The 25,406-nt window shown below is 69.2% G+C and carries 20 protein-coding genes and 1 pseudogene; 12 read left to right on the forward strand and 9 right to left on the reverse strand.

The window, feature by feature from the left end:
• Positions 1–65 precede the first annotated feature (65 nt).
• Positions 66–3,305 carry a S8 family peptidase gene (locus ACIBJG_RS19495; protein ID WP_399308754.1) on the forward strand — a complete coding sequence of 1,080 codons (3,240 nt, stop codon included), beginning with the start codon at positions 66–68 and terminating at the stop codon, positions 3,303–3,305.
• 206 nt (positions 3,306–3,511) lie between these two features.
• Here ACIBJG_RS19495 and ACIBJG_RS19500 read toward each other — a convergent pair whose 3' ends face one another.
• Positions 3,512–3,865: a phosphotyrosine protein phosphatase gene (locus ACIBJG_RS19500; RefSeq protein WP_399308885.1), complete on the reverse strand. Its 354-nt coding sequence runs from the start codon at positions 3,863–3,865 to the stop codon at positions 3,512–3,514.
• A gap of 47 nt (positions 3,866–3,912) precedes the next feature.
• On the opposite strand from ACIBJG_RS19500, the gene ACIBJG_RS19505 reads away from it, so the two are divergent.
• From ACIBJG_RS19505 to ACIBJG_RS19520, 4 genes are all read left to right on the forward strand, one after another.
• The gene (locus ACIBJG_RS19505; protein WP_399308755.1) at positions 3,913–4,056 is read left to right on the forward strand and encodes a hypothetical protein; all 144 of its coding nucleotides are present in this window, start codon (positions 3,913–3,915) and stop codon (positions 4,054–4,056) included.
• A 12-nt stretch (positions 4,057–4,068) separates the two neighbouring features.
• Positions 4,069–4,233 (forward strand): hypothetical protein, encoded by a 165-nt coding sequence (locus ACIBJG_RS19510; RefSeq protein WP_399308756.1) that lies wholly within the window; start codon positions 4,069–4,071, stop codon positions 4,231–4,233.
• Between the two features lie 671 nt (positions 4,234–4,904).
• Positions 4,905–8,807 (forward strand): Ig-like domain-containing protein, encoded by a 3,903-nt coding sequence (locus tag ACIBJG_RS19515; protein ID WP_399308887.1) that lies wholly within the window; start codon positions 4,905–4,907, stop codon positions 8,805–8,807.
• A gap of 256 nt (positions 8,808–9,063) precedes the next feature.
• Complete coding sequence (locus ACIBJG_RS19520; protein WP_399308889.1) at positions 9,064–9,429, forward strand: KR domain-containing protein; 366 nt, start codon at positions 9,064–9,066, stop codon at positions 9,427–9,429.
• A 51-nt stretch (positions 9,430–9,480) separates the two neighbouring features.
• Here the strand turns inward: ACIBJG_RS19520 and ACIBJG_RS19525 are convergent, their stop codons facing one another.
• Positions 9,481–10,383, reverse strand: coding sequence for an alpha/beta hydrolase (locus ACIBJG_RS19525; RefSeq protein ID WP_399308757.1), 903 nt, complete (start codon positions 10,381–10,383; stop codon positions 9,481–9,483).
• 41 nt (positions 10,384–10,424) lie between these two features.
• Between ACIBJG_RS19525 and ACIBJG_RS19530 the strand changes: the two genes are divergently transcribed.
• Positions 10,425–10,898: a MarR family winged helix-turn-helix transcriptional regulator gene (locus ACIBJG_RS19530; protein WP_399308758.1), complete on the forward strand. Its 474-nt coding sequence runs from the start codon at positions 10,425–10,427 to the stop codon at positions 10,896–10,898.
• A gap of 656 nt (positions 10,899–11,554) precedes the next feature.
• Here ACIBJG_RS19530 and ACIBJG_RS19535 read toward each other — a convergent pair.
• A complete protein-coding gene (locus ACIBJG_RS19535; RefSeq protein WP_399308759.1) occupies positions 11,555–12,241 on the reverse strand; it encodes an aldo/keto reductase in 687 nt (228 codons plus the stop codon).
• Between the two features lie 177 nt (positions 12,242–12,418).
• Here ACIBJG_RS19535 and ACIBJG_RS19540 point away from each other — a divergent pair, with 177 nt between their 5' ends.
• Positions 12,419–13,021: a TetR/AcrR family transcriptional regulator gene (locus ACIBJG_RS19540; RefSeq protein ID WP_399308760.1), complete on the forward strand. Its 603-nt coding sequence runs from the start codon at positions 12,419–12,421 to the stop codon at positions 13,019–13,021.
• Between the two features lie 36 nt (positions 13,022–13,057).
• Positions 13,058–14,560: an MFS transporter gene (locus ACIBJG_RS19545; protein WP_399308761.1), complete on the forward strand. Its 1,503-nt coding sequence runs from the start codon at positions 13,058–13,060 to the stop codon at positions 14,558–14,560.
• A 475-nt stretch (positions 14,561–15,035) separates the two neighbouring features.
• Here ACIBJG_RS19545 and ACIBJG_RS19550 read toward each other — a convergent pair whose 3' ends face one another.
• Positions 15,036–18,284, reverse strand: a complete 3,249-nt coding sequence (locus tag ACIBJG_RS19550; protein ID WP_399308762.1) for a S8 family peptidase — start codon at positions 18,282–18,284, stop codon at positions 15,036–15,038.
• A gap of 342 nt (positions 18,285–18,626) precedes the next feature.
• On the reverse strand, positions 18,627–18,983 hold the full coding sequence (locus ACIBJG_RS19555) for a hypothetical protein (protein WP_399308763.1): 357 nt from the start codon (positions 18,981–18,983) through the stop codon (positions 18,627–18,629).
• 58 nt (positions 18,984–19,041) lie between these two features.
• Between ACIBJG_RS19555 and ACIBJG_RS19560 the strand changes: the two genes are divergently transcribed.
• Entirely contained in the window at positions 19,042–19,263 is a 222-nt protein-coding gene (locus tag ACIBJG_RS19560; protein WP_399308764.1) for a hypothetical protein, read from the forward strand.
• Positions 19,264–19,596: 333 nt separating this feature from the next.
• Here ACIBJG_RS19560 and ACIBJG_RS19565 read toward each other — a convergent pair.
• A pseudogene (locus tag ACIBJG_RS19565) lies at positions 19,597–20,424 on the reverse strand (helix-turn-helix transcriptional regulator).
• 149 nt (positions 20,425–20,573) lie between these two features.
• Between ACIBJG_RS19565 and ACIBJG_RS19570 the strand changes: the two are divergent.
• Entirely contained in the window at positions 20,574–21,020 is a 447-nt protein-coding gene (locus ACIBJG_RS19570) for a nuclear transport factor 2 family protein (protein WP_399308766.1), read from the forward strand.
• A 5-nt stretch (positions 21,021–21,025) separates the two neighbouring features.
• Positions 21,026–21,883 (forward strand): NAD(P)H-binding protein, encoded by an 858-nt coding sequence (locus ACIBJG_RS19575; RefSeq protein WP_399308768.1) that lies wholly within the window; start codon positions 21,026–21,028, stop codon positions 21,881–21,883.
• A 623-nt stretch (positions 21,884–22,506) separates the two neighbouring features.
• Here ACIBJG_RS19575 and ACIBJG_RS19580 read toward each other — a convergent pair.
• Complete coding sequence (locus ACIBJG_RS19580) at positions 22,507–23,175, reverse strand: Type 1 glutamine amidotransferase-like domain-containing protein (protein WP_399308891.1); 669 nt, start codon at positions 23,173–23,175, stop codon at positions 22,507–22,509.
• A gap of 167 nt (positions 23,176–23,342) precedes the next feature.
• Entirely contained in the window at positions 23,343–23,807 is a 465-nt protein-coding gene (locus ACIBJG_RS19585; protein WP_399308893.1) for a DUF5990 family protein, read from the reverse strand.
• Positions 23,808–24,036: 229 nt separating this feature from the next.
• On the opposite strand from ACIBJG_RS19585, the gene ACIBJG_RS19590 reads away from it, so the two are divergent.
• Positions 24,037–24,633, forward strand: a complete 597-nt coding sequence (locus ACIBJG_RS19590; protein WP_399308770.1) for a TetR/AcrR family transcriptional regulator — start codon at positions 24,037–24,039, stop codon at positions 24,631–24,633.
• A 37-nt stretch (positions 24,634–24,670) separates the two neighbouring features.
• On the opposite strand, the gene ACIBJG_RS19595 is transcribed toward ACIBJG_RS19590, so the two are convergent.
• Entirely contained in the window at positions 24,671–25,306 is a 636-nt protein-coding gene (locus ACIBJG_RS19595; protein WP_399308772.1) for an FMN-dependent NADH-azoreductase, read from the reverse strand.
• Between the last annotated feature and the right edge of the window lie 100 nt (positions 25,307–25,406).

Raw genomic sequence — 25,406 nt, forward strand, 5'->3', positions numbered from 1 at the left:
TAGTGCTGAAAAAGACACGAATAAGACCTGCTGCAATTGCAGCAGCCGCAATACTGGCGACAGGGGTGACCGGAGGCTTCACTCATCCTTCGTCCAACGCCGCCGACGCAGCCACGGCGACGTCCGGCGCGGCACATGCGTTCCGGACGATCACGCTCATCACCGGTGACCGGGTGTTGTTGGACAAGGGCGGCAAGGTCGTCGGGTCGACCCCCGGCAAGGGGCGCGCCGCGGTGCCGATCCAGATCAGTCAGGGCGAGGGGCACGCGTATGTGATTCCCGCCGATGTCGAACCGCTCATCGCGGACGGGCGGCTGGACCTGTCGCTGTTCGACGCCGAGGAGTTGAGCCGTTCCGAGTACGCCGATCTGGCGGGTGGCGGGACCCCGGTCATCGTGAAGTACACCGCGAAGAGCCCGGTCGCGCGGACCCGGCTGCACGAGCGGACCAGTACCTCGGTCCGCCGGCTCGACGCAGTGGGCGGGGAGGCGCTGGTCGTCACCCCGAAGGAGGCCGCAGGGGCGTGGTCGTCGCTGGCCGCCGGCTCGTCCGGTGTGGGCGAACTGGCGTCGGGCGTGGAGTCCGTGCAGCTCGACCGGGTGGCGAAGGCCACGCTGGACGTGAGCGTGCCGCAGATCGGGGCCCCCGAGGTCTGGAAGGCGGGGTACGACGGCACGGGCGTGAAGGTCGCGGTGCTCGACACCGGCATCGACACGGGACACCCCGATGTGGGCGGAAAGGTAGTCGCCCAGCAGAACTTCACCGAGGAGGAGGACGCCCAGGACCACCACGGACACGGCACCCACGTGGCCTCGACCGTGGCGGGAACCGGCGCGAAGTCCGACGGCCGGTTCAAGGGTGTTGCGCCCGGCGCTGACCTGCTCGTCGGCAAGGTGCTCAACAACGCGGGATCCGGCCTGGATTCCGGCATCATCGCCGGCATGGAGTGGGCGGTCGACCAGGGCGCCAACATCGTGAGCATGTCCCTCGGCGGCACGGACCGGCCGGGCAACGACCCGCTGGAGGAGGCGGTCGAGGCGCTGTCCGACAAGGCGCTCTTCGTCATCGCCGCAGGCAACGCGGGCGGCGAATCCACCATCGGCACCCCCGGCGTCGCCGAGAGCGCGCTGACCGTGGGCGCCGTGGACAAGAAGGACGCGCTCGCGTCGTTCTCCTCCCGGGGCCCACGTCCGGAGGACGGCGGCGTCAAGCCCGACGTGACCGCCCCCGGCGTCGACATCACCGCGGCGTCGGCCGCCGGCACGATGCCGGATTCCCCGCACCCCGTGCCCGGATACGTCGCGATGAGCGGTACGTCGATGGCCACGCCGCACGTCGCGGGCGCGGCAGCACTTCTCGCCCAGGAGCACCCGGACTGGACCGGCCGGCAGCTCAAGGCCGCACTGGTCGGCACGACGAAGCCCGGCGCGTACAGCCCGTACGAGCAGGGCACCGGGCGCATCGACCTGGTCCGGGCGTCGACGCAGACCGTGGTCGCCGAGCCGGTCTCGCTGAACTTCGGTCACACGTCCTGGCCCCACAACGACGACAAGCCGGTGACCCGGACCGTCACCTACCGCAACGACGGTGCCCAGGCGGTCACGCTCGACCTGGCCACCACCACCAGCGGTCCCGGCGGATCGGCGGCCCCCGAGGGCCTGTTCACCCTCGGCGCCGAGCAGCTCACCGTCCCGGCGGGCGGCAAGGCATCGGTCGACGTCGTCGTGGACACCCGGGTCGGCGGTGACAGCGTCGGCGCCTTCAGCATCGTCCTCACCGCGACCGGTGGTGGTACGAGCATCCGCAGCGTCGGAGGACTCGACCGCGCGGGCGAGACCTACGAGGTCACCTTCAAGGCCACCGACCGCAACGGCCAGGTTCCGGGCCCCTACAGCTGGGCCGCCACCATGGACGGCATCGGCAACGACATCTTCGAGGTGATCCAGGGGAACAGCGACGACGGCATCATGAAGGTCCGCGTCCCCAAGGGCGACTACTCGATCGTCGGCAAGAACTTCGACCGGACCTCGCCCGGCGGAGTCAGCCTGGACCTGCTGTTCGGGCCCAAGGTGACGGTCGACCACGACATGACCATCGAGGTCGACGCGCGCAGGGCGAAGCCGATCGACGTATCGGTGCCGGACCCGAAAGCCACCGGTTTCGTCTCCTTCATCACTGCCGCCGTGAAGACGAAGGCCGGAGAGGCGGACACCACGCTCGGTCTCGGCGCGAATCCGAACCGTGCCCGCACCGCGCAGTTCGGTGAGCCGGTGCCGGCGGGCGAGCTGACGTCGCACTTCATCTCGCACTGGGACGACGACGGCGACACCGAGTACCACATCGCCGACACGCTCAAGGACGCGTTCTACACCGGCCACACCCAGCACGTGGCCCTGGGTGACCTGGCCAGGATGACCGTGCGCAATGGCGCGTCGGTCGACGGTGCCACCGGGTACAACTGGACCGTGGCACCCAGCACCGGCGCCGGGGCGGTGGCGTACAACACCGCGCTGCCGAGCACCCGGACGGTGTATCTGCAGGGCGGTTACGCCTGGGCCGAGTACACCCAGCAGGTCGGGCCCGACCAACGTACGGTGGAGACCCAGTACACGACGCCCGAGCGCACGTACAAGGGAGGCGACGTCTCCACCGAGACCTTCAACACCGGGGTGTTCGGCCCCGCACTCGGCAGCGCCGACGGACTGGTCCGGGACGGCAACAAGCTGACCGGTGCGATCCGCCCCTTCGCCGACGGCGCCGGGCACAACGGCGGCAGCCTCTACGACGAGGGGACAGCGTCCACCACGCTGTACCGCAACGGCCAGAAGTACGCGACGGCCGACGGCATCCTGGACACGTCCGCGTTCCAACTCCCGCCGGGCAAGGACCGATACCGCCTGGTGACCACCGTGAGCCGGGCCGCGTCCGGCGTCGCGACGGTCAGCCCGACCGTCACCTGGCAGGCGGAGTTCACCTCGTCCCACACCGGCTCCCCCACCGCCCTGCCGGCGAGCGTGGTCCGCTATTCCCCGGAACTCGCGCTCGACTCCACAGCGGCCGCCGGTGCCCGGCAGTCGGTCCCGATCAGAATCCAGGGCTCCGCTGCGGGCCGCAACCTCGCTGCGCTGAAGGTGTCCGTCTCCTACAACGGCGGCGCGACCTGGCGGCGCCTCTCTCCGCGAGATGGTGCGGTGACGGTGACCAATCCGCCGGCAGGTGGCTCGGTCTCCTTCCGCGCGGAAGGCGTCGGCCCGAAGGGCTCAGCCTTCTCTCAGACCATCATCGATGCCTACCGCACCAAGTGATCCACCGCCCGTACGGCCGAGCCCGCTCGGCCGTACGGGCGCCACGGCACACTGGAATTCCGGGGCCGAGCCGGCGCGTCCTCCGAGCCGCCGACGAGAATGCCACCGCCGAACAGAAGCGGCTTCACGCTGTGCGCGGGTGGCACACAGGGCGGTGGTGCAGCCGGCGGGTCCGGAGCCGATGATGACGACGTCTCGTACCTCGCTCATGCCGTCACCTCGGGGGCGACCTCCTTGATCAGGCCCTCGACGAGAGTCTTGATCTCGTCGCGGATCGGGCGGACGGCTTCCACGCCCTGACCGGCCGGGTCGTCCAGCTTCCAGTCGAGGTATCGCTTGCCGGGGAAGACGGGGCAGGTGTCGCCGCAACCCATCGTGATGCACACGTCGGACTCGCGGACCGCGTCGACGGTGAGCACCTTCGGGGTCTCGGCGGAGATGTCGATGCCGACCTCGGCCGGCCGGGAAGTACCTGTCCGTGCACGAGATCTACGTCTACGCGGCACAGTAGCCCGACCCCGCCCATCGGCCGTCCGGGCTCTCCACACCTGCTCAGGCAGGGCGGAGCGCCGGAACGGACCGTTGTGGTGGTCTGTCGACCCCTCCCATGCATGCCCACGGCGTCAGGCGGCCGGTCGCGCTCGGCAAGTGGATCAAACCCGACGCCTACCAGACCATGGTCGGCATCGGCATCGGCATCGGCATCGGCATCGGCATCGGCGAGATCATGCACGCATCGGACCTGGACTGAACGATCGTCCAGGTGCCGCTCCTGACCGACGGACCGCGCGCCGAACAGATCAACGCCCGCGCCCTTGGTGCCGAGGGCGGCATCCGCCTCTCCCGGGCCAACGCCGCCACCTTCTTCCTGCAGCAGGCCCACGACGCGACCCGGTTCGGGCACGCCCCGCTCATCACCGACACCTAGGTTCTTTCGTTTGGATCAGGCCGGATCAGGGAGCGGGGTCCGGTGCCCTGCATCGCAAGGCGGAGGAGGGCACCGGACACACCGCCATCACCTCGCGGATGACCCGTACCTGCGCGAGCCCGCGGCTTGACGCTTTGTCGGACACGGCCCAGAAGCCCTTCTGCTCGACGGCGACCGGATCGCAGGCCCCGGAAGCGGACCCGACCGGATCGCAACGCCCGGAAGCGGACAACTGCCCTTCAACCTTGGCCGGTTGTACCGGTCAATCCCAGAACCACCCCCAGGGGATTCACGCCCCCAGCGCTGCCATCGAGCCAGGACCGCTGGTCACGGCTGCCGAAGGGCCGGGGGATCGTCGACCGAGGCCCAAGAGTCCGGCACAATCTGCGCCGCTTGCCTTTACAACGTGACCACACATGCCCTAGAAACGACAGTCATCCGATGTTACCCGGGAACTCGACTCAACACTCGCCAGATTCAGGCGAGTTGAGTAGAGAATCAACCATATTCATCGGGTCGATGGCGTAACTCGACGTCGCTACCTGCACGCAAGCCGCACACCCCCCACGGAGGGCACCATGCAAAGATCCTCCCCCGCTCGGCCATCTTCGCTCAGGCGATCCCTGTCCCTCTGGCCAGCCGTTCTGGCCACAGTGGCCGCCTTGGCGCTGGTGGCCCCCAGCGGCGCTCAGGCCGCGGAAACCCCTGCCACCGCCTGGCAGAACGGTGCGTTCCAGCTCGATACGGCGGGCGTCGTCAGCCGGTCCAACATCGTGCTCGGCGCCCCCAACAACGACCCCATCGCATCCATGCCGATGGGCAACGGATCACTCGGTGTGTCAGCCTGGGCAGCTGACGGTTTCACGGCCCAGCTGAACCGCTCCGACACCCTGCCGAACCGCAAGTCCCCCGGCCAGCTCAACATCCCAGGTCTGTCGGTGATCTCACACGCCGCCGACTACAAGGGTGTGCTGGACCTCACCGACGGTGTCCTCCGGCAGTCCGGCGGCGGCGTGTCCATGAAAGCGTGGGTCGCCGGCGCCAAGGACGAACTCATCGTCGACGTGTCCGGGGCAAACCCGGATGTCGCCCAGAGCGCCACCATCAACCTGTGGTCCGGGCGTAAACCGGCCGCCGCGGTTTCGGGCACCGTTGGCACCCTCGCCGAGACCTGGCCGGACACGGCACCGCCAGGCGGCACCGGCAAGACCTTCGGATCACTCGCGGCCGTCACGGCCGCCGGGCGTGAGGTGAAGGCGACCGTAGCTTCCCCGACCCAGATCAAAGTCGCCTTCAAGCCCCACGCCGACGGATCCTTCCGTGTCGTGGTCGCGTCCCCCACGTGGACGGGCGGCGACGCCGCCAAGACTGCGTCGGCCGTGATCGGCGGCGACGCCACTGCCGCCACCTCGGCCCTGATGGCGGATCAGGATGCCTGGTGGAACCGCTTCTGGAAGAACTCCGGCCTGATTGCGATGGCCTCCTCCGACGGCAGCGCCCAGTACATGGAGAACCTGCGCACGCTGTACCTCTACGCGGAGGCCGCGTCCATGCGCAAGGGCGTCAACCCGGGCAGCCAGGCAGGTGAGGCCGACATGTTCGCCTGGAACAAGGACAAGCAGACCTGGACGCCGTCCTCGTTCTGGCTGTGGAATCTGCGGACCCAGATATCCGCCAACATGAGCTCGGGCAACTATGCCCTCAACACTCCGATCTTCGACATGTACGCGGACAACCTTTCGGCCATCGAGACATGGACGAAGGCCCAAATGGGCGGCCTCCCCGGAGCGTGCGTTCCGGAGGTCATGCGGTTCAACGGCAACGGCGGAGACCCGGCAGCGGGAGCCAACGCGGCATGCAGCGCGCCCGGCGCCCCGAACTGGAACGCGCTCAACATCTCCAGCGGGCCCGAGATCGCGCTGTACATGTGGCAGCAGTTCAAAGCCACCAACGACGTGGCCACGCTGAAGAAGTACTTCCCGTTCATGAAGTCCACCGCCGTATTCCAGCTGGCCTACCAGAAGCCCGGTGACGACGGGCTCCTGCACTCCACCGCCAATGCCCACGAGACCCAGTGGGACGTCAAGGACCCCACCACCAACATCGCCGCCGCCCGCGCGCTCTTTCCGGTCATCCAGCAGGCCGCCGCCGTGCTCGGCACGGCCAAGACCACCGATGCCGCGCTCGTCGCCCAGGTCGCGAAGGCCGAGAAACAGATCCCCCCGTACCCGCGCACCGACGCCGCCACCCGGACCAAGCTGCTGAACCCGAACTACACCAAGGCCGAGACCGACGCCGCGGACAAGACGGGATCGGACATGATCGCGGTGTCCTACGAGCCCACCGCCCAGCGGCGCAACAGCGAGAACGTCGAACTCGAACCGCTCTGGCCCTGGAACACGGTGACCGACCAGGACACCAACCTGTTCGAGGTTGAAAAGCGCAGCTACGCCCACCGGCCCGTGACCACGGGCAACGACTGGTCGATGGACGCGATCCAGGCTGCCAGGCTGCAGAATCCCTCCGAAGTGCGAGACAGACTGATCTCCATCACCAAGGCCCACCAGGTCTACCCGAACGGCTTCGCCGACATCGGCGACAAGGTCGGATATCAGCCCTACATCGAGCAGATGTCCGGCGTGGCCACGGCTGTCAACGAGGCCCTTGCGCAGGACTTCGACGGCATCCTGCGGTTCGCGCCGGCCTGGCCTGCCGACTGGGACGTCAGCGGCACCGTGTACCTCCAGCAGAAGAACAAGGCCGACGTCCAGGTGCAGGACGGCCAGCTGGCCACCGCGGCCATCGAGGCCGGCAGCACCGGAACCGTGAAGGTGAAGAGCCCCTGGCCCGGCAAGCAGGTGGAGGTGGTCGACGGGAAGACCGGCAAGCCTGTGGTGCAGCCCGGTACCGCGGGCCTGTTCAGTGTTCCGGTGAAGGCCGGGAGCACGTACCTCGTGCAGCAGGTGTCCGCGCCCACCATGGATCGTCCCTTCGCCCGGGTGACCGGCAGCGCGCCGACCGCCGCGCGTCATCTCGGTGGCGTACAGATCGGGCTCGACGCCGGGGTCAAGTCCGGTACGGCCACTGTCGGCACGACGCTCGCGGCCTCCAACCACAGTTACGGGCTTACCCAGTTCGACTTTGCGGGCTCGTCAGGTGCGCGTACCACGGCCGGTGTCGTGGGCGGACACAGCGCCCGCACCACCGGTACCGGAACAGGCGGTACGGGCAGTGACATGTACTTCGACGTCGGCAACGGCACCGCGGCCACCGGAGCCTACGACGCCGAGCTGACCCTGTCCTACTACGACTCCGCCGCGGGTTCGATCGCAGTGCAGTACGACGCGGGTCCACAGGACCGCTATCACTCTGCGGGCACCATCACACTCAACGGCAGCCGGACGTGGAAGACGGCCCGGATCGACCTCAAGAAGGCATACTTCGGCGGTCTCCAGAACGCAGGCGCGGATCTTCGGCTGCACTCGGCCAACCCGTTCAGCGTGCACAGTGCAGGACTGGCGGTGACCGGTCCATGGGTCGTCGACAGTCACCCCTTCCCGCCCACTCCCGCCCTCACCACGCCGGCGAGCGATGCCACCGTCAAGCTCGCTTCGGCGTTCTCCGGAACAGCCGTACCGGATGGTGCGGTGAGCGTACGCAAGGGATCGGACCCCCTGTGCGACACCACCGCGGACAGCGGGGGTTCCTGGAGCTGTTCACCCTCCGGCGGCCTCACCAGAGGCCGGCAGACCGTCACGGTTTCGGCCACCGATCTCGGCGGGCTCCAGAGCCTGCCCTCTCCGGGGCTTACGTTCACCGCGTCCGATCAGCCACCCGGCACATCGGTGGTCGGTGCCGTGCTCGGCTCGGACAACCACGCGTACGGCATGACCCAGGCCGAGGACGCCTCGGGTGGCTTCGACGGGCCGACCACCGCCTCGGTGATCGACGGAGTGACGGCGCGGACCGGCACCTCGGGCAACATCTACTTCGACATCGACGACTCCGTCGCGTCCGCGGGCTACTACACGGCTGCCGTCACCGTCTCCTTCTATGATCAGGGATCGGGCTCCTTCGGCGTTCAGTACGACGACGGCAGCTCCAATCCGTACAAGTCGACGGCAGCTGTCCCGCTCACCGGTACCCACACCTGGAAGACAGCGACATTCAGAGCACAGGACGCCTACTTCGGCAGCTCCCAGCACGCCAAGGGCGACTTCCGGCTTCGCAACGGCGGAGGCAATGTCACTGTGCACAGCATCGCGGTGGAGATCAGCGGTGACGGTGTTCCGGACGCCCGGCGCTTCGCCCCGCCGGTGAAGATCGCCTCCCCCGCCGCGGACACGACCGTCGGCACGTCGCCCACCGTCTCCGGCACCGCCGAGCCGGACGCGAAAGTGACCGTAGTGGTCGAGGGTACGGCTATGTGCTCCACTACTGCCGGCCATGACGGTGCGTGGACCTGCACCGCGACCACCCCCCTGGCCGCCGGGGCGCGCACGCTCACCGCCATCGCGAAGGACTTCACCGGCACCGACGCCGACGAGGCGACGGTGCGAGTGTCAGTGGGCTGACGCCCTGGCCCGGAGCCAACTGACGCGGCCGTCGGACGTTTCGGCGGCTGCGTCGTGGGCCGGGGAACCGGCCAGGCAAAGTCCGTTCTGACCGACGTGCCAGCGGCCACGCCAGAGCTCCCGGCCGATATCGTGGCCGCCGCGCCGGCCGCTGACGAAGCCGAGTTCACGGTACGGGACGGGGCGCTCCTGGCCCCGCCGGTGCGATGCCGCTGGCTACGTCCGCCCCGCTTTCACTCCCGACGGCAGTGCCCTGATCACCGGTGGCACCGGGGCCGTCGGCTCCGACGTGGCACGCCACCTCGTGGCCCGGCACGGCGTCCGCAGTCTGCTGCCCGCCGCCGCGGTCCGGCGGCCCCGCCACGGACGCCCTCGCCGCCGAGCTGACCGGCCTCGGAGCCGAGGTCCGGATCGAGGACTGCGACACCGCCGGCCCGACGCGCTCGCCGCCCTGTTGGCGAGCGTTCCCGCCGAGCGCCCGCTGACCGGCGTCGTCCACTCTGCCACGATCCTCGACGACGCGACGGTCGCGGCACTCACCCCCGAGCGGCCGGCCGCCATGCTGCGCGCCAGGGCGGATGCGGCGTGGCATATCCATGGGCCCGCGCCCGCTCGCCGATGACACGGCCATGGTCTCGGGGTGATGCCCCGTCGCACTGGTGCGGTTGGGGCGTCAGGGGGTGGAGATGTGCTGGGTGAGGAAGAGGGCGGCGCGGTCGAGTGCCTGGTCGGCTTCGTCGAGGGTGCCGCCAGCGAAGGCCTGGAAGACGTGGGGGGCGTCGGCGGTGATGTCGAGGATGACGTCGACTCCGGCGTCGCGGGCGCGGGCGGCGAGGCGGGTGGAATCGTCGAGGAGGATCTCGTTGGTGCCCACCTGGATGAGAAGCGGGGGGAACCCGGTCAGGTCGGCAAAGAGGGCCGGACTGAGCAGGGGCTGCTCGGGGTCTTGGCCGGCGAGGTACATGGCCCCGGTGTGCATCACGGCCTCGCGGGTGAAGATCGGATCGATGCCGTCCTTGGTCGTCATGCTCTCCCCGGTCCGGGTGGCGTCCAGGCCCGGGGAGAAGGCCACGATCGCGGCGGGCAGCGGGAGCCCCGCGTCGCGGGCGGCCAGGGCGGTGGTGACCGAGTAGCCGCCGCCGGCGGAGTCCCCGGCGAACGCGATGGCGGACGGGTCCAGGCCGCTGTCGAGGAGGGCGCGGTAAGCGCTCAGGTTGTCTTCCAGGCCAGCCGGGAACGGGTGCTCGGGGGCCAGCCGGTAGTCCACCGAGTACGAGTCGAACCCGGTCTTCGAGACGAGCTGCGCGGTCAGCGACAGCGCGGTCTCGGGGGAGCCGAAGACGAAGCCGCCACCGTGGAAGTACAGGATCGTGCCCGGGCGCGCGCCGTTGTCCGGTGTGACGTGCAGGGCGGGTCGTCCGCCGAGCGTGGTCTGAGTGGTGCGGACGTCGTCCGGCACGATCATCGTGTCCATGAGTGCCTTGAACCCGGCGCGCAGCTCCGCGACGGAGCGCGGGCCCTCGGGCCGGGGCTGGCGGAGCATCGCTTCGACCTTGGCGAGCTGTTCCTTGCTCATGTGCTTCCTCCTGTGGAATGGCTTCCTCTACACTATATGCCGTGGCATATAACTCGGTTGGCATCGCCGACCTCCAGGGATTCTTCGCGGATCTTGTCCGCTGCGAGACGCGCCTGTACAACGCGCTGAACGACCGCCTGCGCGAGCGGCACGGGATCGTGACGTCGCAGTTCGAGTTCCTGCGGTTCCTGCGCGAGCACCCGGGGTCCCGGGTGGCCGACCTCGCCGCGGAATTCGCCATCGGCGCCGGCGCGACCAGCAAGGGCGCCGACCGCCTGGAGAAGCAGGGGTGGATCGTCCGCCAGACCAACCCGACGGACCGCAGGTCCTCACTCCTGGCGCTGACCGACGACGGCTCACAGCTCCTCGATGCCGCCGAGACCACTTTCACCGAAGGCCTGAGCGAGCTGGTCGGAGGCGCCCTCGACCAGTCCACGACGGCAGCCGCCGCCAAGGCCCTCCGCCAGCTGCGCTCCGCTCTCGAACGCGACCAGGTCGGCACCCCCACCGGCTGAAAACGCCAGCCCGGCCAACGGCTCGACGCCCGGCCGCCGACCGAGCCGGTCGCCGACCGCACCGCCCTGCGACCAGGAACTGCGCGCCGGCGCCGAGCTCACCGAGCTCACCGGCATAGTCGATCTGGACGGCTAACCGGCGCCACCCGCATCGCCGTGCGCCGAGAGCGTCCGCACCCCGGCGCCACGGCTGTCCCTGTTCGACCAGGACAAGGGCCTACGGCATCAGGTGTTCCTCACCGATACCCCGCACTCCGGCCTTCCACCGCCTCGCCTCGCCGCCCCGACCCGACCCGACCCGCCGGCTGACCGGAAATCCCCCGTCCGCCCACGACCCGAAAGCCCCGGAGAACCCGACGACCGCGCCGGGACTCCGTACTGCCCAGCAATAGGAGCGTCGCCGAACACGAGGACGGGTGACGGCCCCGGCCGGCGCGCTCCGATGGCGGGCCGGCCGGGGGTGGGTCGTGTCCGGTGCGGGGACCGGAGCTACTTCCGGGCGGACGCCGTACCGGCGCTGCCGTTGATGACGAACTGTGATCCGGGTTCGACGACGACATCGCCGTCGGCCGAACCGGTGATGGTCACATCGGTCAGGGTCGCGCTGCCCCGTGCACCTCCATGGGCCAGGATGCTGGGGACCGTGCTCCGTCCTCCTATTGGCCGATCTTGTCCAACTCGGCGAGGTCCTCGTCGGAGAGCGGGAGTCCCGCGCCGGCGACGTTTTCGCGCAGGTGCGCCACCGACGAGGTGCCGGGGATAAGCAGGATGTTCGGCGATCGCCGCAGCAGCCAGGACAGGGCGACCGACATCGACGTCGCTTCCAGCCGGGTGGCCACGGCAGAAAGCGCCGTGGACTGCAGCGGGGTGAAGCCGCCGAGCGGGAAGAAGGGCACATAGGCAATGCCCTTGTCGGCGAGATCGTCGATCAGCTCGTCGTCCTGACGGTAGGCGAGGTTGTACATGTTCTGCACGCACACGATCGGCGCCATCGCCTGTGCCTCGGCGACCTGTTCCGCCGTCGAGTCGAGGTCGAGTTCAGGGGCGTACCGGACCACACTGGTCGGTACGGGGGTCGCCCCGGCGGTACGGGCCGAAACGAATTCCGTCTGCCAGGTGATCTTCGGACTGGCCGTCGCCACACCGGACGCGGAGCGGTCCACGGTGGTCTCCAGCCGGTAGTACGCACGGCCCGCCGGCAGCTCGAACCGAGCGGCGTCGAGCTCGTCGTTGTACGAGGCGTACTTCTTCCCGTTGCGGTAGACCGTGGTGTTGGCCGTGTCGTACGCGCTGAAACCCGCATGCCCGGCGGCGTCGGCGAACGGATGGATCGTCCCGGTCAACGTTGGTCTCGCCGGGCAGGCGGGTGTCCTCCAGGTGACCGTCCATGTCGGGCCGGTTCCTGCCGCCGTGCAAGTGAACGACCATACGGGGCTTGGTTCAAATAGTACGGTTGCGTTTCTCCCGAGCTCGACTTATCGTAAGAGTACGAAACGGTTTCGTTCCATATGGAGGTCTTGATGGCTGCGGACACCGCCGACGGCACCCCGGTTCGACGTCCCCGGATGACGCCGGACCGGGAGGTGGAGCTGCTGACCGCAGCACTCGATGTGCTGCGGGAGGTGGGCTACGAGGCGCTGTCGATGGATGTGGTCGCAGCCCGCGGCCGGTGCAGCAAGGCCACGCTCTACCGGCAGTGGCAGACCAAGCCGCACATGGTGGCGGCAGCGCTGTATGTCACCCGGCCGGTGGACCCGACGGAGATCGACACCGGGTCGCTGCGCGGTGACCTCCTGACCCTGGGCATCGAGGTGACAGCGCACGCGGAGAAGGACACGGCACTGTTCGCGGCCCTCGGGCACGCGGTCCTGGTCGACGAGGAGCTCGCCGCGGCCGTACGGACCGCAATGATCGAGCCCGAGTCCCGCAACATCGCCCGTTTCGTGGAGCGGGCCGTCGACCGGGGAGAGCTGCCGAACTGGCCACCGGGGGCGGAGTTCCTGCCGCAGATGCTGTTCAGCGCGGTCATGTCCCGCCCGCTGTTCGACGCCAGCTTCGCCGACCGCGACTACATCACCCGGTTCATCGAGCACGCCATCCTGCCCGCCCTGCTGACCCCCTGATTTTCCCCAACCACCCGTCGTTCTGGAGCACCACCCATGTCCCAACCCGTGGCAGACGCCACCGACATCGTCACATTGCCGGCCCAGCCCGTTCAGACACCCCGGCACCGCTGGTGGATCCTCGGCGTCATCGGCCTGGCCCAGCTGATGGTGGTCCTGGACGCCACCATCGTGAACATAGCCCTGCCGTCGGCCCAGCAGGATCTGGGCTTCAGTGACGGCAACCGGCAGTGGGTCGTCACCGCCTACGCGCTGGCCTTCGGCAGCCTGCTGCTGCTCGGCGGGCGCATCGCCGACCTCTTCGGCCGCAAGAACACATTCCTGGTGGGCCTCGTCGGCTTCGCCGGCACCTCCGCCCTGGGCGGCGCGGCCACCAGCTTCGGGATGCTGGTCGGCGCCCGCGCAGGGCAGGGCCTGTTCGGAGCTCTCCTCGCGCCGGCCGCTCTGTCGTTGCTGACCACCACGTTCACCGAAGCCAAGGAACGCGCGAAGGCGTTCGCTGTCTTCGGTGCCGTTGCGGGCGCAGGAGCTGCTATCGGGCTGCTCCTGGGCGGTGTGCTCACCGAGTACCTTGACTGGCGCTGGACGCTGTACGTCAACCTGTTCTTCGCCGTCATCGCCTTCATCGGCGGCGCGATGCTGCTGACCCGCGGCGTCCGCGACAAGGGCTCCAAGCTCGACATCCCCGGCACCATCCTGGTCTCGGCCGGTCTGTTCTGCGTGGTCTACGGATTCTCCAACGCCGAGAGCCACAGCTGGGGTTCGGTCCAGACCTGGGGCCTGCTGCTCGCCGGAGTCGTCCTGCTCGGCGCATTCGGCTGGTGGCAGACCCGCAGCGCGCACCCCCTGCTTCCCCTGCGGGTCCTGTTCGACCGCAACCGCGGCGCATCCTTCGTCGCCATCCTGATCAGCGGCGCCGGGATGTTCGGTGTCTTCCTGTTCCTCACCTACTACATGCAGCAGAGCCTGGGCTACACGCCCGTCAAGACCGGCGCGGCCTTCATGCCGATGGTCGCCGCCCTGATGCTCACCACCGCGCTCGCCGCTAACGTCCTCATCCCTCGCATCGGACCCAAGCCGGTCGTTCCGCTCGGCATGGGACTTGCCGCCGCCGGGCTGGCCTGGATGACCGGCCTGAACCTGACCAGCGGCTATGCGGCACACGTCATGCCTCCGCTGATCGTGTTGGGCCTGGGCCTCGGCCTGGTGATGGCTCCCGCGATGAGCCTGGCCACCTCCGGCGTGGCCGCCGAGGACGCCGGCGTCGCCTCCGCCACCGTCAACACCATGCAACAGATCGGCGGATCGATCGGTACGGCGCTGCTCACCACCCTCTCCACGGGTGCGGCCACCGACTACCTCGCCGGCAAGAACCCCAAGGACCCCGCCGTCCTCGCCCAGTCCGCCCTGGAGAGCTACTCCGCCGCCTACTGGTGGTCGGGCGCGTTCTTCGTCGCGGGCCTCGTCATCAGCGGGCTCCTCTACCGCCGCGGCGTGCCCAGGCAGGACGAGAACGCCGCACCCGTCGTCCACATGTAACCCCCGGACGGGCCGCGCAGTAGCGGACGTGGCCCCTCGTCAGCGCCGGGCCAAGGGACGGGCCCGGCGCTGACGCACGAACCGCATGCGGTCGGGACGGCAAGCCGCCAGCTGGGCATACGAGAACGAACGACAAGGAGCCAACCATGGGGATGCCGAGCCAGGTCACACCAGTAGTGCGCCGGGCAGGACTCGTGGATGTACCAGCGATGACGAGGCTGATCATCTCCGGAAACGCCGCGGTACAACACATGTCTCCGGCTCTCCTTCATCGGCCCTGGTATTCCGGCAGTCGAACGAGGCCGGGGCGAGACGCGCCCCGATCCTGAGCCGGTTCCGCCACTTCGCAGCGCTTCGCCCCACCGAGCAACTCGGCGGGGCGAAGCCTCAGGGCCTGGACCGGCCAACGGCGTCAGCCGTTTTGAGGGCCGTGCGGGCCACCGGGCGCGGCCACTTCGGGTGTGTCAGTCGCGGATCATTTCGTACGGTAGGCGTCGATGACGGTCTGGCTCGTGGCCTGGCCGTCCGCGACCCTGGCACGGAAGGACACTGTTCCCCCGGCCGGCGGGTTGGTCACGGTGACCCGGCCGTTCACGACGGCGACGTACGCCCAGGTGGCACCCGAGTCGTAGGACACCGAGACATAGACGGGGCGGCCCGCGGCCGCGCCCTGGACCGTGACCGGCACCGCCCAGACGACACCCGCGGGGGCTGTCGAGTCGAGGCCTAGCTCAGGCGCGTACCGGACCACGCTGGTCGGCACGGGGGTCGCCCCGGCGGTACGGGCCGAGACGAACTCCGTCTGCCAGGTGATCTTCGGGCTGACCGTCGCCACACCGGACGCGGAGCGGTCCACGGTGGTCTCCAGCCGGTAGTACGCACGGTCCGCCGGCAGCTCAAACCGAGCGGCGTCGAGCACGTCGTTGAACGTGGCGTACTTCTTCCCGTTGCGGTAGACGGTGGTGGTGGCGGTGTCGTACGCGCTGAACCCCGCGTGCCCGGCGGCGTCGGCGAACGGCTGGATCTTCCCGGTCAATGTGTTCCCCTCGCGGACCAGCCCGGAGTCCTTGCCCAGGGCGGGACCGAAGACCCCGGTGTTGACCGTGGCCGAGTAGCTCTTGCCCCCGGTGTACCGGGTGGCGGGGGTCTCGTATCCCAGGACGTAGGTGTACTTGGGGCCGATCTGGTTGAAGGCGTGCTTCCAGGCGTAGCTGTCCTGGAGGTACGTCTTCGCGGTGGCCGGAGGGCTTGTGGAGAGCAGCACGGTCTGGATCGGCAGGCTGGGCGAGGTGACCCAGGTCGCCGCCTTCGCGCCGGGGAGCGACGCTCCCTGCCGCAGGGTGAACTCCGCCAGGTCGTCCCAGGTCACGTGCTGGCTGTGGCCGGTGAAGAAGGCACCGGGGAGGGTGTCGGCGACCACGTAGGTGCTGCCCGAGCCGAACCACTGCGAGACGAAGTACGAGGCGGCCTCGTCGTCCGGCTCCGCCCCTTCGAGCTGAGCGGTACGCACGGTGCTCAGGTCGTTGCCCAGGTACATCGTGGAGGACGTCGTCCTGCCGTTCTCGGTGGCCGAGAGCGCGGTATGGGAGATCCGTTGGGTGGCGGACGGATCCGGGACTGTCACGTCGAAGCCCTTCGTCTTCCGGGCGTCGATGTCCAGGGTCATGTCCCGGTCGATCCTCAGCTTGGGCGCGGCGACGTAGTCGACGAGCAACTGGTCCTCCTGGTAGCCGGAGACCGTGCCGACCACCATGTACGGACTCACCGGCACCTGCACGGTCGCCGAGCCGTCCTCCTCGCTGACGTACTGGAACCGGAAGGTTTCGAGGTCGAACAACAGGACGCGCCATCCTCCGGCAGCCGGGGTCGAGCCGTCCCGGAGGGTGGCGGTCATGGTGACGTCGACCACCTGTTCCTCGCTGAGGACGCCTCCCGAGGTCCGGACCGTCTGTCCGCCACCGGCCGCGACGACCGTGAGGGCGTATGTGCTGGCGGCGTCGCCTCCCTTACGGGTGTCCGCGGTGACCTCGACGCCCGCCGTCCCGCCCGCCGGCACGGTGAGCTCACCGGAACCGAGGGTGAACAGGCCCGACGGGGCCGTGGTCTCGGTGGACAGCTTCAGTGTCACCGCGGCGTCGCCGTAGTTGCGGTAGGTCAGGGTTCGGGTGACCGGCTCGTCGTCCGTGTGGGGCCAGCTCGTGGTGCCGAAGTTCAGCGAGGAGGTCTCGGCGACGACGGTCTGCCCGATCGCCCGGGTCATGTCGATGCGGCCGGTGCCCTGCTCGTACGGGGTGTGCGCACCGGGTACGGCCGAGCCGACCAGGCCGGCCTTGATCTGCTGGCCGCTCCAGCCGGGGTGCTGCTGCGCGAGCAGGGCCGCCGCTCCCGCGACATGCGGGGCGGCCATCGACGTACCGCTCATGGCTTGGTATCCGCTGCTGTTGAACTTGGCCGCCGTGATGTCCACTCCGGGGGCCGTCACCTCGGGTTTGACCGCGCCGTCACCCACCACCGGGCCCCGCGAGGAGAAGGCCGCGAGAGCGTCCTTGCCGTCCACCGCGCCGACCGTCAGGGCTCGCTCGGCCGAACCGGGGGATCCGACCGTCGTGGCGGCCGGACCGTCGTTGCCCGCCGCTATGACGAACAGCGCCTGGTCGGAGAGCTTGTTGACGGTCTCTTCGAGGAGGTCGATGCCCGGAGTGTCCGTAGCGCCCAGGGAGAGGTTGACGACGTCGGCACCCGCCTCGACCGCCCACTCCACGGCAGCCAGGACACTGGAGTCCGATCCCCAGCCCTTGGCGTCCAGCGCCCTGGCGTTGATCAGTTCGGCGCCGGGCGCCACGCCCTTGTACGCCCCGCCGGAGGCCGCCCCGGAACCGGCGACTGTGGAGGCGACATGGGTGCCGTGCCCGTTGGCGTCCTGGGTGCCCTCGGCGGCGGAGAAGTTCTTTGCCGCGATCACCTTGCCCGCCAGGTCGGGATGGTTGGCGTCGATGCCGCTGTCCACCACGGCGACCTTCACCCCGGTGCCGTCGAAGCCCGCTGCCCACGCGGCCGGGGCCCCGATCTGCGGCACACTCTCGTTCAGCGACACCTGAAGGGCACGGTCGAGATGGATCGATGCCACCCCAGGGGCCAGTTCGGTGCTCCCTGCCGAGGTCGTGGTCAGGGAGGACCAGGCGTCGTTCGCCTCGCCCGGCTTCAGGGTGAACGCATCGGCACCGACGGCGGACAGCTGCCGCAGGACTGTACTGGTCCGGTCGGCCAGCTCGGCCCGCGCCCCCGCCCGGCTCCTGCCCCACTTCACGATGACGGGAACGCCGTCACCGGCCTGCCGGTCGTACTGGGGGCGGCTCAGCTCGGTGATGTCGAACAGCGACTGATCAAGCTTGCCCGCCGCGATCAGCGCCGCCGCGTCGGCCGGGATCACATAGCGATGCTCCCCGCTCTGCAAGGTCTGGACGTGCATCGACTCCCGGCCCTCGGCCGGGACTACTCCGGCGATGTCGCCGTGTCGGTCGAGAAGCACCCGGTCGCCGGTGATCAAGGTGACCGAGGCAGCGGCCCCGCCACCGTCCAGGGCCGCCGCGGGAACGGTCACGCCGGGGCCGGGAGCCGCAGCCGCAGGGGAGGCCGGCAGGCCCGCCGTCACCCCCGCGGTCAGCAGGACGGGCAGGGCCCGGGCGCCGACGAAGCGTAAGGCGTCCAGTCTTCTTCTTCGCACAGTCATCTCCTGTAATCGAAGCGGGGTTTGAGCCACGTTGGGTGAACCACCAGGAGATAATCCGGCATGCACACGTAAAGGTCTAGACCGCAACGAGGATTCGCGCATCGCGCAATCTCGCATATACAGGCCGAGCCTGCCGCGGCGATTCCCGCGCTCGACTCCGGAAGCATGGTTTGGTCGGATCAGGTCTCGCCGTGTCCACCCCACCGGCTGGGTGCGGCCTCAAGCAACCTGGCCTTGTACCTCCTACTGGTGGAGGCGCAACCGTACGAATGCGTCCGCCGATGCTGGCACCTGCTGGATCGGACGCGAGCCCTTGCACACCACGCTGATCAACTGCTAGCCGGGGTCGACATCGCGCTGGCGCATGCCGATCAGTTCCGAAACCTGCACCCCGGCGGAGGCGACCAAGGCCCTGTCGCGGCTGGAGGGGAGCGCCGCGAACAGCTTGTTGAAGCGGCCCACCCGCTCGACCTCCAGCCGTCCATCGGGTTGTGGTGTGCGTGAGCCCGCCAGAGCGGCGGGATCCAGCGGGAACGGGTTGAGCAGCGGGCCGGTCCCCGCATCGCGGTGCACATCGTAGAACCGCCGCAGTACCGTCCCGGCCGCCCCCACCAGGGAACCACCAGGACCGCCGTATCTCGTCGGGGAGCATCGTTCGTCACGACCGGCGACCGTGGTACCCGATGACTCCATCCGCCCAGTGAACTGGGCCATCCCCAGGCTTCGTTCAGTCAACGGGGCATCCGGTGTCATGCTCCAGGTCAGCCTGAAGATGATCAGCCGGCTTGACGGCCTCGAAGCCGACCTCATCTCCCGACGAGCCTGCGCCAACTCCGAGGGCCGGGCCGGTGAGATCGAAGAGTGCGACCTCACCCTCCAGCTCCTGCGCGCCAAGCGCGACGCCACTCACCGCCGACCTCGGTATCCCCACGCCATCAAGCGCAGGAGCAACGTGATCACACCAAGCAACTGAAGAGGGTCTTTGGCCGGGTGCCAAATTTGAACTCAGTGTCCGGTTCGCTGCCGTCTGCGGTAGACCCAAATCATGGCCTGTGGGCGGAGGGCAGGGCGACGTGCTTGGAGCCGGCCCACTCGATCAGGGCCACCCGGAATGCAATGAGATTCGGATCCGGTACGTACGGGGCTGTGCGACTCATCGGCCGATACACGACGTAGCCATCGCCGTCAGGGGAACGCTCGATGCCATTGTCCGTCGCCCAGCAACGACGTCACCGCTCCGCCGCCACGATCGTCGCCGCCGCGGCCCGCGGCGCAGCGTTCTGAGATGCGGGGCCGCCAGACGCGGTCACGGCGCCGTGCCGGGGTCCAGCTGGGCCAGTGTGATGGCGCTCGGGCTGCCGGGATCTGCGGTGTAGAGCACCAGCCCCAGGCTGGTGCCGGGCATGAGCAGGGTTTGACGGTCAAGTTCCAGCTCGCCGAATTGCGGATGATGCAGGCGTTTACGCAGCGTCGGCCGGGGGCGCACGTCATGGCTGCGCCAGCCGGCGACGAAGTCCGGGTCGTGCGCGGCGTACTCGTTTACCAACTCGCCCAGCGCACGGTCCGCCGGATGGCGGGCGCCGGCGGCGCGCAGGCGGGCGGCGGAATGCCGGGCGAAGTCTCATTCCGCGCCGACGGGTGCCGAGCAGAGGGTGCCACCCAGCCAGATCGCGAGGCGCACGGTATTGCGCTCGTGGACGGGCAGCTGTGCGAAGTCGGTGATCAACGCGGCCGCCGCAGCGTTCCAGGCCACGATGTCCTCCAGGTCGTTCACCAGATAGGCGGGTATGGACCCGAGCCGGTGCAGCAGTCGGCGGGCGTCGGCAGGCACCGGCGCACGGTCGGCATCCGTACTGGGCGGGATCTGCCCGGCGAGCCCTGCCAGATGCTCGCGCTCTGTGGTGGCGAGGCGCAACGCCGTGCCCAGCGCGGTCAGCACCTGCGGTGACGGACGTGGCGCGCGAGCCTGTTCCAGTCGCTCGTAGTAGCTGGTGGACACCCCGGCCAGGGCGGCCACCTCTTCCCGGCGCAGCCCGGGGGTGCGCCGGGCACGCAGGCCGGGTGGATGGACGGCCGTGGCCGGCATCCGGGTCGGGTCCAGCGCCTCGCGCCGGCGGCGCAGGAAATCGGCCATTTCTGCTCTGCTCACCCGGCCAGGTTGGCACACAGCACTCGGCCTAGCCACGGACCAGTGGTCCGGGGCTCACTGGTGCGTTCCACGGCACCGCATCGTGCGCCCACTCTGGTGCGGTCACACGTCCTGCTGAACGCTGGAGAATCACCGTGCCATCACGTACTTCCGAAGAGACCTTCCGCCGGCTGCTGGAGCTGCTGCTGGCCGGAGACATGAGTGCCATCGCCGATCTGTGGGCGGAATACGGCACCGCCGAGTTCCCCTTCGCCGAAGGGGCCTCACCTAGACAGCTGACTGGGCGTGAGGCCGTCCGGGACTATCTGGCCGGCTATCCGGATCTGATGGACGTACAGGCGATCTCGGCCCTCACCGTGCGCCACACGGAACAGCCGGACACCATCGTGGTGGAGTTCACCGCGCACGGCCGCACGGTGGCCACCGACGAGCCGTACCAGTTGGACTACATCAGGGTGCTCACTACCCACCGGGGCCTGATCACCCGTTACCGGGACTACTGGAACCCGCTGGCCGCCGCCTCAGCGGCCGGCACGCTGCCCGAACTGCTCGGTTCGCTGCGTCCGCAGGCCGCCCGGTGACCGGCGTGCTGATCACCGGTGGCACCGGAAAGACGGGCAGCACCCTGGCCGAACTGCTCCGCACAAGCGGTGTACCGGTCCGGGTGGCCAGCCGCACCCCACCAGCCGGCGCTCCGAACACGGTTCGGTTCGACTGGAACGACCCGGCCACTCATCCGGCCGCGCTGCGCGGGATGGACCGGGTCTACCTGGTGCCTCCCGTGGACACCACGGACCCGATGCCGCTGGTCGAACCGTTCTTGGCCGAGGCCGAACGGCTCGGCGTGCGCCGGGTGGTGCTGCTCGGCTCCGCTATCGTGCTGCCGGATGCCCCCAGTGCGCTGGAGTTGGCCGCGCACGTGCGGGCCCGGCCCCGATGGGTCGTGCTGCGTCCCTCCGGGTTCATGCAGAACTTTCTGTTCCCCCACCCGTTGGGTGAGCTGATCCGGCGACGCGGCGAGATCCGCACCGCCGCCGGAACCGGCCGGGTGGGCTGGATCGACGCCCGCGACATCGCGGAGGCGGCCGCCGCGCTGCTGACCGGACCGGACGGTCACCTCGACGACCGGCGTGACTACCTCCTCACCGGGCCGAAGGCGCTGAGTTACCAGGACGCGGCACAGATCATCACCCACCGCACCGGCCGACCAGTCCGGGTCGTGCCTGTCGGGGTCACCGAGCAGGCAGACACCTACCGGGCGTCGGGCATGCCGGATGCCTTCGCGACCGCCCTCGCCGCGGTCGACGCAGGCATCCAAACCGGCCGGGACGACCAGGTCAGCACCGAGGTGCTGAACCTGACGGGCCGACCGCCCCGCACCTTCGCCGAGTTCGTCCAGGACCACGCACCCCAGTGGGCGAACGCCGGGATACACGAAGACTGACCGACACCTGTGCCGGACCCGGAGCAAGCTCCTGCGAGACCAGCCCTTGAGCTCGGCTGCCCATCGTGCTCAGAGTGCGGTACGCGTTCATATGCCCGGCCTGTCCTCGCTCGATGGGGTGACGTTGGGGCATCGTCGCTGGTCAAGCGTTCGGGCGGGGTGACGTATCCGTAGTCGGGGTGCCGACGGAGCCGGCTATGGCTGTACTTGTAGCGGAAGATGTCGGCCCGGGACGACCGTGTGGGTATCCCAGACGGTCGGCCCGGCCGGAGGACACCCCAAGCCCCACTCCCGGCGGGAGATCATCGACGGCATCCACTATCCCGCCCGCCGACAACGGCATAAAGTGGCGACCCATGCGCGTCGACTACCCTCCGTGGCGGACGATTTGCGGGTTCGCGCGGCGCTGGACAGCCGCCGGGGTCAAGGCCTGCCTCGGACATCACGATCAAAACGGTACGTAGCCCGCCGGACGCGAAGGGCTTCTCGTACTTCCCCGCCGCCCAGTGGTGAAAGGGTTGTGGATCAGAAGGCCAGCCCACACTGCTGCTCACCCGAGCAGCTCCGCATCCGCGCGCCCCTGGGCACGGCGCTGCCGTCCGGAGCTCCCCACACGCGTTGAGTCACGGGTGGAACCGCCACCGGCCTTCAGAAATGACATCCGCCTTGCCGTCCCTGACACGAACGGCCGTCTCGTCGTCGATGAAGTAGATCGGGAAGTCCGCCCGCCCAGCAACGCGATCAGCCCAGGCGTCGTCCCGCTCGGGGAAATCCGGCGAGTACAGGTGAGGCTTGAGATACCAGTCGAAGAGGCCGAACGGCGGCTCCACAGTCGTCGCTCCGAGCGCGTGGAGGTCCGTGATGTCCCCCACGACGTCGGCGGAGTGTTCGGTGAGATTGCGGCTGAAGATCATTGACCCGGCGCTGAACCCCACATAGACCCGGTTCTCCAGCGCCTCCAGGAAGCCGTCGGCCAGGCCATTACCGGTGATGCTGCGCGCGAGGTGGTAGTGGCTACCGCCCCCGACGTAGATGGCGTCGGCGTGCAGCAGCCGATCGAGCACCATCTGCCGGGGCAGGCCGTTCAGCTCCAGGACATCGAACTCCCTCCAGCCGAGGCCGTGCAGCCGGTTCATGTCCGCGACGAACCACCCGTGGTCCCCGGGCTCGGCGACTGATGCCGTGGGGATGTACACGATGTTCGCCGATCCGAACGGCTTTCCCAGCATGTCCCGCAGCGCATCCCGCAGCGTCTCGTTGCGCAGGCCACCCGCCGTCAGAAGCAAGTTCATCGGGCGAGCCAAGCACGGCTGACGGGCGCACGCAACTACTGAGGTTGTAGCGGAGATGCGTCAGCGAATGACGGAGAGTGATCGTCGCGGGTATGCCGGTTACACGAGGTATCCGCAGTGCGGCGGGCTGACACCGCAGAGACAGGACTTTAGTGAGCGGATCCACATCAAGGCGGCCGAGCGGTTCGCCGCCGGTGTCCGCAATGCGGACATCCCCAAGGAGCTACGGGGCACGGTCCGCGAACGCTCGCAGCGCCGCATCTCCATCGCCGCCCGTGCGCTGTCCGGGAAGGTTCGCCGGGATGGACAGGCTGCGGCCGCCGTGAGCGGGTGTCTGCCCCAGCGGCAGATGGCGACGTCGTCCGTGTATCGAGACCTTCTACGGCGGGCGACGCCGGGAGGTCACGCCACGGACGGCTCGCCCGCTGTCCGCTCAACGGCCGGGGCATCACTCGCCCACACGCCGGATTGCCCCTGGCATCGGCGAGAGCGAGCCGGCCCACCGGCACACCGTGCCGCCGCACGTCGGCGAGGGCCTCGGACGGAACGTCGGCCGGCATGAGCTTGGCCCGCCGGAACATTCGAGTCCCCTCTCCTCGGGTAACCTGCCGGCCCGCGAGAGGTAGACGAATCGTCCGCCGAGCCGGTTTTGCACATGCGGGCCACGCAGCTCGCCGTCAGCAGCGAAGTGCAGGTCAACGCCCACGTCACCCAACCCGGGGCCACGGGTGTTCTTTCTGGTGGAGGCAGTGCGGGCGCGATAGCAGGGCGGTGGACCGCAAGATGAAGGTAGTCTCAATTTCACAGTCCCAACGTGCCCACAACATGATGGATTCCTCAACCCAAGGAGAGGTGAGCGCTGTGCCCGAGGCACCCCAGCGGCCGCCGCTGCGCGCCGATGCCCGCCGCAACGTCGAGAAGCTGCGCCAGGCCGCGGCGGACGCCTTCTCCGAGCACGGGCTCGACACGCCGCTGGAGACGATCGCGAAACTGGCAGGGGTGAGCGTCGGCACGATCTACAACCGCTTCGGCAGCCGCGACGCACTGCTGGACCAGGTCGTCAACGAACTCGCCGACCGGCAGGTGCGCGCGGCAATGGCCCTCGCGGACGGCACGGTGGGCAGCGCGTGGGAGCGGCTGCTGGCCTACGTCGAGGCTATCTGTCAGGCGCAGGCCGACGACCCTGCGTTCAATGACGCATTCTCCCGCCGCTACCCCAACGCCCCAGCCCTCAAGGCGGTCTGCGACCAGTCCCTGGCCTTCGCCACCGAGCTGGCCTCCGGCGCCCGCGCCGAGGGGGCCCTGCGCGAGGACGCCCAAATGGACGACATCGCCCGCTTCTTCCAGGTCAACGGTGACCTCGTGCGCGCCGGGGACGACGCCGGCCGCCGCCGCGTCCTCGCCCTGCTCATCGAGGGCCTGCGCGCCCGCCCCGGCAGTCGCCCGCTGCCCGGCTGAGCACGGCCGGGAACGACGACGGTGTCGGCACGCGCGGTTACGCGGTACGGCCCGCCTTCGCGGCGGCCTCGAACGCGTCGGCCCGTGACTGCTCGCCGAGCGGGACCAGGTGCTCCATGCCCGGGATGTGCGCGGCCAACGTCAGGTCCGCAACGATGAAGGTCGCCTCCATCTCGAAGATCACCGACAGCACCGACTCCAGGTAGTTCAGCACGTGCTCGTGCGGCGCCCGGGGCGTGCCAGGGGCGTAGGAACCGCCGCGGCTGGTCACCACCGTCACCGGTGTGCCCTTCACCTTCGACTCCGGCGAGCCGGCCGTGCGGCCCACCAGGATCACCTGGTCCAGCCATGCCTTGAGGGTGGAAGGCACCGCGAAGTTGTACATCGGCGCGCCGATGACCACTGCGTCGGCCGCCTCCAGCTCCGCTATCAGGGCCAGCCGCTCAGCGAAGGCCCGAGCCTGCCCCTTGGTGTGCTCCGCCGGGTCGAGCGACCCGGCGGAGTGGGCGTCTGCGGTGATGTGCGGAACCGGCTCGGCGGCCAGGTCCCGGTAGATCACCTCGCCACCCGGGTGCTCCTCCAGCCACGTATGGCGGAAGGCCTCGGTGACCGCCCGAGAGGTGGATGCCTGGCCCGCGAACGCGGACGAGTCGATGTGCAGCAATGTCGCCATGGTGCAGCTCCGAAAAGGGGAGAGGGTATGCGTACCGTCCCGCCGCAGGCGGTGGGACGGTCGCAGCAGATAACTTGAACCTACCATCAACTTTACCTGT

It is taken from the genome of Streptomyces sp. NPDC050422 (assembly GCF_044458665.1).
In the GTDB taxonomy this organism is placed as follows: domain Bacteria; phylum Actinomycetota; class Actinomycetes; order Streptomycetales; family Streptomycetaceae; genus Streptomyces.

Excerpts from the sequence above, each read along its gene's own strand:
- ACIBJG_RS19505 (WP_399308755.1), top strand. The coding sequence starts at position 3,913 with ATGCATGCCCACGGCGTCAGGCGGCCGGTCGCGCTCGGCAAGTGGATC.
- ACIBJG_RS19525 (WP_399308757.1), bottom strand. The coding sequence starts at position 10,383 with ATGAGCAAGGAACAGCTCGCCAAGGTCGAAGCGATGCTCCGCCAGCCC.
- ACIBJG_RS19540 (WP_399308760.1), top strand. The coding sequence starts at position 12,419 with ATGGCTGCGGACACCGCCGACGGCACCCCGGTTCGACGTCCCCGGATG.
- ACIBJG_RS19545 (WP_399308761.1), top strand. The coding sequence starts at position 13,058 with ATGTCCCAACCCGTGGCAGACGCCACCGACATCGTCACATTGCCGGCC.
- ACIBJG_RS19555 (WP_399308763.1), bottom strand. The coding sequence starts at position 18,983 with ATGGAGTCATCGGGTACCACGGTCGCCGGTCGTGACGAACGATGCTCC.
- ACIBJG_RS19560 (WP_399308764.1), top strand. The coding sequence starts at position 19,042 with ATGCTCCAGGTCAGCCTGAAGATGATCAGCCGGCTTGACGGCCTCGAA.
- ACIBJG_RS19580 (WP_399308891.1), bottom strand. The coding sequence starts at position 23,175 with ATGAACTTGCTTCTGACGGCGGGTGGCCTGCGCAACGAGACGCTGCGG.
- ACIBJG_RS19595 (WP_399308772.1), bottom strand. The coding sequence starts at position 25,306 with ATGGCGACATTGCTGCACATCGACTCGTCCGCGTTCGCGGGCCAGGCA.